This is a genomic window from Bacteroidales bacterium, assembly GCA_035299085.1.
In the GTDB taxonomy this organism is placed as follows: Bacteria; Bacteroidota; Bacteroidia; order Bacteroidales; family UBA10428; genus UBA5072.
Genome location: DATGXG010000047.1, coordinates 39,068 through 47,766 on the forward strand (window position 1 = coordinate 39,068; position 8,699 = coordinate 47,766).

The 8,699-nt window shown below is 40.4% G+C and carries 5 protein-coding genes; all 5 read left to right on the forward strand.

The genetic code is table 11. The features are described 5' to 3' along the window. The first annotated feature begins 46 nt into the window (after nucleotides 1–46). Entirely contained in the window at nucleotides 47–2,443 is a 2,397-nt protein-coding gene (locus VK179_15760; protein ID HLO60206.1) for a PEP/pyruvate-binding domain-containing protein, read from the forward strand. Between the two features lie 25 nt (nucleotides 2,444–2,468). Then, entirely contained in the window at nucleotides 2,469–3,389 is a 921-nt protein-coding gene (locus VK179_15765) for a T9SS type A sorting domain-containing protein (GenBank protein HLO60207.1), read from the forward strand. A gap of 205 nt (nucleotides 3,390–3,594) precedes the next feature. After that, nucleotides 3,595–5,973 (forward strand): ABC transporter permease, encoded by a 2,379-nt coding sequence (locus VK179_15770; GenBank protein ID HLO60208.1) that lies wholly within the window; start codon nucleotides 3,595–3,597, stop codon nucleotides 5,971–5,973. 142 nt (nucleotides 5,974–6,115) lie between these two features. Next, nucleotides 6,116–7,294 (forward strand): glycosyl hydrolase, encoded by a 1,179-nt coding sequence (locus tag VK179_15775; GenBank protein ID HLO60209.1) that lies wholly within the window; start codon nucleotides 6,116–6,118, stop codon nucleotides 7,292–7,294. A 39-nt stretch (nucleotides 7,295–7,333) separates the two neighbouring features. After that, on the forward strand, nucleotides 7,334–8,699 hold a 1,366-nt coding region (locus VK179_15780; GenBank protein ID HLO60210.1), incomplete at its 3' end, for a hypothetical protein.

Below are 8,699 nucleotides of genomic sequence, written 5' to 3' on the forward strand. Positions count from 1 at the left end.
TGGTTAAATTGATCTTTGTAAGAAATTACACGTTGATTAACCGCACATGATAAGGGCAGGTCTTGTTTTCTTTCTGATTTGGATTTCTTTTCTTGCTACCGCACAGGAAATTATATCCGGACAAGTGGTCGATTTACTTTCCGGAGAAGGCATTGCCAGTGCCGAAGTTCATTTTAAAGACAGTGATAGTGCCATTTATACCAATAGCCTGGGAGAATTCAGGATCAGTCATGGCAATGATACCGTAACCGTTGGAGAAATCAATATAAGAGGTAATTTATTATCATGGAATATTACCACATCCGGAACGATCAGTATTTACAATATGTCGGGGCAGCTGATCCGGAATTTTACGATCAATGTAGGTACTGGCGAAGAAACTCTCAGGTTATTGAACGGTATTTACGTTTTAAAAGCCAACATGGCATCCGGCCAATCGTATCAAACCAAATTTGTTTATAATGCTGATCAATATGTGACGCGGGTTATCGCGGTTGCCCTTACCAAATCCACCGCAAGGCTTTCATCCATGGATACCCTGGTCATACAGAAAAACGGGTACTACACGCAGGAATACCCGGTTAACCAATCCTATGCAGTGTATGACATGATGCAGACTTCATACCCTGCAGGCACAGATTTTCTTAGGAAATTAATCCGGCCTGAATCTTTTAATCTTATGGCGGGTCCCCCGCTTAACCCGGTATTCAGCGAAATCCGGTCGGTTAAAATCCTCTATTCCATTAAAGACGATGACGTTTACTATATAAACTCCGAAAAGTATTTCATCCACTATGAATTTGCCAGGGATGTACTGGGGTACAACAAAGGACATGCGATGTTCAACCAGGAACAATATACCAATAATCCGGATCGCAAATATATCCTGGCCACACTGAACCTGTTTGTTTCTTCGGGCATTTATACACTCGACTTCTTTTCGGGAGACCAACTGAGTTGCAGGCAGATTGAAGAAGTTTACAATAAGGTTGTACAAACGACATATGTGGGGAATAATCTGAGGTTTTACGCCAATAACCTCAAGTGGGACGAATGTAATTCGATACCATCAATTACTTCAAATGAATTGTTCTCAGGCCAGAATTATCAACCGCTGAATCCTGAAGAAGCTTATGGATACCTGAAGAAATTCACTCTTGACGAGCTGAAAACAGAGTATGCCGGCAGGCACGATATTGTGGTGCTGAACGGCATACCTAACGATATTTCAGTTGTGGCAGGCATTATTACAACTGAATTCCAGACACCCCTGAGTCATATCAACGTTCTCAGCCACAATCGCGGTGCACCAAATATGGCATTGCGTGACGGCTGGACCAATCCTTTGCTTGGGTCGCTCACCAATCAGCTGGTTTATCTGAAAGTCACCCTTGATACGTTTATTTTACGTGAAGCCACGCTGGATGAGGCCACTCAATTCTGGAATGGCAAAGAACCGTCGAAAATAACAAAACTGTCGTGTGACACAATTACGCAGGGCTTGATTAACCTTGAAAATTCCGGAATTCAATCGGTCAGGACCATCGGTGGAAAAGCAGCGAATTTTGCCGAATTAATGAATGTCGGTGTTACACCATACGGATCCATTTCTCTTCCGGAAGGAGCGTTTGCCATTCCTTTCTATTATTACTGGCAGCATATGCGTACCCATTCACTTGACAAGTTAATGAGAGAAATGCTTTCTGAGTCAAGATTTCATACTGATTTTCAATACAGGAAATCTCAATTGATCCGGTTACAGGATAGCATTAAATCTTGTCCTTTGGATCCTGATCTGCTGGCGCTCGTAATTGCAAAAATCAATCAGACTGGTGGATTTACAAATATCAGGTTCCGTTCATCCACCAATTCTGAAGATGTGAAAGGTTTCAACGGTGCCGGGTTGTATGATTCCTATACCGGGATTCCGGGTGATCCCGACAAGACGATAGAAAAGGCGATTAAAAAGGTGTGGGCCAGTTTGTGGAATTTGCAGGCATTTGAGGAACGCGAGTATTTCAAAATTGATCATCAGACGGTTGCCATGGCTGTTCTGGTGCACCGGTCATTCCCCGACGAGGCGGCAAACGGAGTGGTCATCACAACCAATCTGTACAATATTTACAACCCGGGATTCACAATCAATGTGCAGGCAGGCGAGATCAGCATAACGAATCCCGAAGGAGGGTATATACCGGATCAGATCATTCGCTATACGTTTGAAGATGTTATTGAGTACATTAACCATAGCAACGCCCCGGGAATGGAAGGGAAGACGGTTTTAAGCAATGCTGAAATTGAAGAACTGACAGCCTGGTGCCAGGCCATCAATGACCATTACTGCCGGCTGTATTCAGAGTGCCAGCCTCTCGACATCGAATTTAAGGTGGATATTGTGAATGGCCGAAGGAAGCTTTATATAAAACAAGCCAGGATTTATTGATCACTACTAAATATAGACGGATATCATGAAGAAACAGTTACTCATTATTACAGTCTTTTTTCTTTCAATAGTTCTTGTGCAGGCTCAGCAATCAAGATTCCCGATTAAAACAGGATCGGTATGGAGAATCAATTTTGAGTTCAATAACAGTTGTGACGGGGAAGTATTCGTTCATTATAATGGCGATGAGGAATACAAATATTTTATAGACGGGGATACCGTAGTTGGAACCAGAACCTATTTTAAGTTATATAAAACAGGAATCATCTACCTGGAAACCCCCTTTCTTGTTACACATAAATATATGGGAGCAATCCGGGACAGTGCTGACCGAATTTATTACATGGACAAGGAAGATGATTCGGAGAAAATGCTTTATGATTTCACCGTGGAAGTTGGTGATACGATACAGGTTGAAGGCGGAATGGAATACCCGGTTTCGGATATAACCACTTTACCCAATGGAAGAAAACAATATGTACTGGATATTATGACGGTTCATTGCGGCAGTGCGAATACCTTTATTGAAGGCATAGGTTGGCTTGGCGGGTTGCTGGAAGGGAATTCCTGTTCGGGGCACCCGGGAGTAAGAGGTTCTTACCTGGTATGTTATTCTGAGGACGGAGAGGTTAAATACCAGACAGAGCAATCCCGGTGCTATCAGCAGGTAGCTTGCGGAGATATTATTTTATCCCCAAACAATCCGGCTGGATCAAAAGTTCCTGTGGTTGTTATCATGCCCGGAGGAAAAATGAGTATTACCCTGTCAGATCAGGAGACCAGTATGTGGGATATTAAGATTTTCAATACCAGTGGACAATTAAGCTTTTACAAAGAATCGGACTTATCCTCGCCAATCGATATCAGCATGCTTGAAAAGGGCGTGTATGTAGTAAAACTCAGTAACAATGGAATTTCTTACAGTTCAAAGTTTGTAATACAATAGCAAAAGGTAATTGAATAAATCTGCTCTGTCTATCTTATGGACAGAAACTGCCTGAATTCTGGACATATTTCGAGGATTGATTTGTGATTTAATATTCAATCATTTGTATTCCTGTATATTAATTTAGCTGGTATATAATTTGACTACCGGTTGAAACGGGAATACTATCTGATTAATAATTGAATATCTTCGAAAGTACCAAGCTATGCTAAGAAACTATCTGAAAACAGCCATGCGGAATATCAGGAGGTTTTCTGTTCATTCCATCCTGAATGTTTTTGGGCTGGCCACAGGTATGGCATGTGCCATATTGATCCTGTTATGGATTCGATATGAGGTCAGCTTTGACCGTTTCCGAAAGAATAAAGATAACCTGTACCGGGTTATTACGACAGAAACCTGGGGCGGTAGATTACACCGTGAATCCACTTCACCATTCCCGCTTGCTGCAGCCCTAAAGGATCAATACCCGGATATTATCAGATCCACAAGGTTTCACACCATGCAGATTTCCCTGCAAAAAGGGGAAAACCTTGTAAAAGCATTCCGGGTATTTGCCGATAAAGACTTCCTTGACATGTTTGACATCGAATTCATAAAGGGTGATAAATCAAGTGCCCTATTAAAACCGAATGATATTCTTATAACCGAAGAACTGGCGCATAAATATTTTGGTGAGGAGAATCCTGTCGGTCAAACCATGATCCAATACCCGAACCAACTTTTCACCGTTACCGGTGTGGTTAAGAATGTTCCAAAAAACAGTAATTTTTTCTTCGATTGCGTCATGCCGGCAGTAAATTATAGTGGAGAAGCCAGTGGTGAAAATGTTTGGGGATGGCAGAGTGTCTACAATTATACCTTCGTTCAACTGCGGAAAGGCACTGATATTATGCGGCTGCAAGATCAATTCAGAGACATTATTCAAAGAAACAGAAAACAGACAGATGCTGTAATCAGTCTTCAAAAGATCAGGGAAATCCATTTGAATGCAAAAAAACTGGAAGGTGATTTTGCAACCGGTAACATAGCCTATGTAAGATTTGCAATCCTGCTTGCTTTTTTAATCCTGGCAGTCGCCTGCTTAAATTTTATGAACCTTCTTACAGCGCAATCCACAGCGAGGGCTAAGGAAATCGGTATACGAAAAATCACGGGAGCAACAAAACAAAAGATAGTATTCCAATTCCTCGGTGAATCGTTACTTATTGTTTTTATAGCTCATATCCTGGCTATGATTATGGTAGAGTTGCTCCTTCCCGGTTTTAATAATCTCCTTCACATGAAGCTGTCGGTTAATTACCTTAGTTTGGGATTATATTTAAGCCTTGCTTTTGTTATACTGTTTACCGGATTGATATCAGGCAGTTACCCGGCCTTCTATTTATCATCATTAAATCCACTGGACACAATAAAGAACATCCCTGACAAGAAAACAGGTAAAACCAGGATAAGAAAAATACTGGTTATTGCCCAGTTCACTTTTTCCTTTCTTTTTATTATCAGTACAATTATTGTGAGAAAACAGCTGAACTATATTACCGATGCAAACCTGGGACAAAACATTGACAACCTGTGTTATTTTGGAATACCTGAAGGCATACAGTCTGCGACATTAAAGAATGAGCTGAATAATGTACCGGGAATCCGGAATATTACAATAACCAATACATTTTACCAGAGTATTATTAACCACCAGTTGAATGTAGGAATAAAGAACTGGAAAGGAAAAACCGGGACAGACACTGTATTGGTAAACGGTTTAAGTACGGATAAGAACTATGCCGCAACCTTTGGTCTTGTTATTAAAGCAGGGCAATATCTGGATGCTGATGAATTTAATGAGAATCCTGACCATGAGATCAATATTGTAATCAATGAAAAAGCACAATTATTTTTTGGCATCATGGATCCCCTGGGAGAACAATTGACTTCAAGTGATGGACGGAAATTAAATATAATAGGCGTTGTGAAAGATTTTAATTACAGATCACTCCGGATACCCATCGAACCACTTATTATATTCCCGATCGGTTCAAATTCAAAGTCTAATCAATGTTATATCAAGATGAAGGCGGAACAGACCGATTCGACCTTAACTGGAATCAGGAATAAGGTTAAATTACTTAAACCGGATTACATGCTGGATTTAAAATTTGTTCAGGATGATTTTAAAGGTCTGTATACTGTTGAGCGGGTGATCGCCACTTTCCTGGGGTTTATGAGTATCCTGGCCATAATTATTTCCTGTCTCGGTCTCATAGGTCTGTCTACCTTTATGACGATGCGCAGGATTAAGGAAATAGGAATACGCAAGGTAAATGGCGGGAGCCCTTTCGAAATTTTTACCTTATTATCGAAAGAATACATCAGGCTCATATTGATCGCTTTTGTAATCGCAAGTCCCCTTTCTTTTTATGCTACCAACATGTGGTTGAGAGGTTTTGCATACAGAACCCCGGTTAATTGGCCGGTATTTGCCCTGGCATTTGTGATTGTAGTTGTTTTTACCATTCTCACTGTAGGATTCCAATCCTGGAAAGCCTCCAACAAAAACCCTGTTGAAGCGCTGAAATATGAATGACGTATTTAGGTGTTTGAGGTTTGAGGTTTGAAGTTTGAGGTTTGGGTTTGATGTTTGAGGTTTGATGTTTGAGGTTTGGGGTTTGACGTTTGATGTTTAATTTGTATTTTCAGGTTTGAGTTATAACAAATAATTTCAAACAATGAAAATATTTTATTTTTTAATACTAACCTCTCTTCTGCTTACCATGAATTCCTGCAAAGACTCCCCGAAACATATTGACCCGGTTAACCCGGATGCATCCGTAAGGACAAAAAACCTGTATTATTTTATACAGGACATACAGGGAAAATATACCCTTTCAGCGCAACATAATTTTTGTGGGAAGGGATCAGAATATTCCGACCAGCTTGAAAAAATCACCGGGAAACAGGCGGTTATATGGGGATCAGATTTCAGTTTCTGTGTTGAAGGAGCTGATGCCATGGATTACCAGCATTGCGGACCCGCCAACCTACCTGCAATAGACTGGCAGTCGTTCAAAAAAGAGAGGGATTCGTTGAAAGGCAATTCTCCGAAGGCAGTATTTCTTGATATCACACTGGATGAAGCCCGTCAAAACCTGATTAGCGAAGCCAAAAAGCAATATGCCGCAGGACATATCATAACGCTGATGTGGCATGGATGTTTCCCGACCGAAGGGGACTGCTGTAACGGTTCATCGATATGGGCTATGGAAAACAGGCCGTCTGCTTCACAGTGGGACTCACTGGTGACTGAAGGCTCTCCGCTGAATGATGCCTGGAAGGCCGGGGCCGATAAGATAGCCGGGTACCTGAAAGAACTGCAGAAAGAGGATATCCCGGTTCTATGGAGACCCTATCACGAAATGAACGGTGTATGGTTCTGGTGGTGTAACCAGAAAGGGGAACAGGGATTCAAAAGACTCTGGATCATGATGTATAATTATTTCACCAATCACCATCACCTGAACAACCTAATCTGGGTTTGGAATACCAATGCACCAAGGGATATACCGGGTGATGAAGCCTGGGATTATGAATTATTCTATCCGGGCGACCAGTATGTGGATATTCTTGCTGCCGATGTGTACAGGAACGATTATAAACAATCTCATCATGACGACCTCCTGGCCCTGGCAAAAGGAAAACCCATTGCCCTGGGAGAAGTAGGTGACATTCCCACCCCTGCCCTGTTTGAAAAGCAGCCCCAATGGACCTGGTATATGCCGTGGGGATGGATATTATTTGCCTTCAATGATCCGGAAAATATAAGAGCATTAACAAATTCAGAAAGGGTCCTTACGCTGGACGAAATAGAATTTAATGGTATAAACGGAAAGTATTCGGTTGTAAAATAGCAATGTGTCAATTTATGGTTATCTCAAATATTTAGATTTATGAAAATCATCGTTCTCTTGTTTTTTATTCTCCTATCCATCAGTGCCACATGTCAAATACCCGTACCCAGGAACAGAACTTTCGTGCAATATGATAGTATGGTTTCTTACTTCTACGGCGGAGATTATGATTCTTTAAACAGTACCAAGATTATTTATACCTATGATGAATCATCCGGCAAAATCAAACGGGAACAAATGTATTTCTGGGATCAGGAAAAAAATTCCCACTATGAAGCGGAAAGAAAAGAATTTGAATATGATGAAAAGGGTAATACCATACTGAAAGTTGTGTATTACTGGAATTTCTTTACAAATGACTGGTCCGGATCCGCTAAAGACGAACACTTCTATAGTGACACATTGGATTCTCAAATTATGTATGAAAAATGGAATGAAAAAAGAAAAGACTTTGAAGGATTATATAAAATGGACTGGTACAAAAGGGCAGACGGCAAAACACTGAAGTTTATATTTTCAATGTGGGACACACTTTCGCACAGATGGTATTATCAGTCATATAATGATCAAGAATATAACGAAACCGGATTAAAAATAACTGAAACCGGGTTTATTTATGATACATCAGAAAACACATGGAACATCAGCTCAAAAAGTGAATGGTTATATAATCAAAACAAAAAAGACAGCATCAATTTAAGTTTTAATTATAATCATGAAACCAGCGAATGGGTCTGTGTATCAAAACTTGAATACAATTATGCCGATTCGGCCAAAACTACCAACGTTTATTCGAGAAAGACTAATTCCGAAGAATGGAACCTGTATGCGAAATATGAAGAGATCTGGGATAAAAAGGGGAATCGCATTCTGGACAGAAATCTGATATGGGATTCCGTGACAACGTCATGGGAACCCACTTACCAGAGAACCTGTTCATTTGATGATTTAAACAGAATGACCGAGACAGTTCAATGGAAATGGGATCAAAGTACATGTGACTGGCTGGGTGAATATAAAGAAAATCATGAATTTGATGATGCAGGTCACAGAATTCATTTAAACAGATATTGGTGGCAGGATTATGGATGGGAATTGACAAGCAATGTAGACTCCATATATAATGAAAAAGGTAATCTTATTATTTCAACAAATAACAGCAGATTTACCAACGATGAAATGTTTGAATACATCTATGATGAAAACAATATCCTGGAAAAGTACAATAGTTATATTGGACAGGAATTATGGACGAAGGGATTTTACTATTGGAATAAAGATATTACCCCCACGGATACGGAAATCGAAAACAAAGTCAGTATCTATCCGAATCCGTTTAGCACTTATCTGAATATTAGCGGAATCAAGGGATATGCGGAAATAGAATTAATTGATCTCTCCGGAA

Coding starts and splice junctions, on each gene's coding strand:
- VK179_15775 (HLO60209.1), top strand. CDS start 6,116: ATGAAAATATTTTATTTTTTAATACTAACCTCTCTTCTGCTTACCATG.
- VK179_15765 (HLO60207.1), top strand. CDS start 2,469: ATGAAGAAACAGTTACTCATTATTACAGTCTTTTTTCTTTCAATAGTT.
- VK179_15770 (HLO60208.1), top strand. CDS start 3,595: ATGCTAAGAAACTATCTGAAAACAGCCATGCGGAATATCAGGAGGTTT.
- VK179_15760 (HLO60206.1), top strand. CDS start 47: ATGATAAGGGCAGGTCTTGTTTTCTTTCTGATTTGGATTTCTTTTCTT.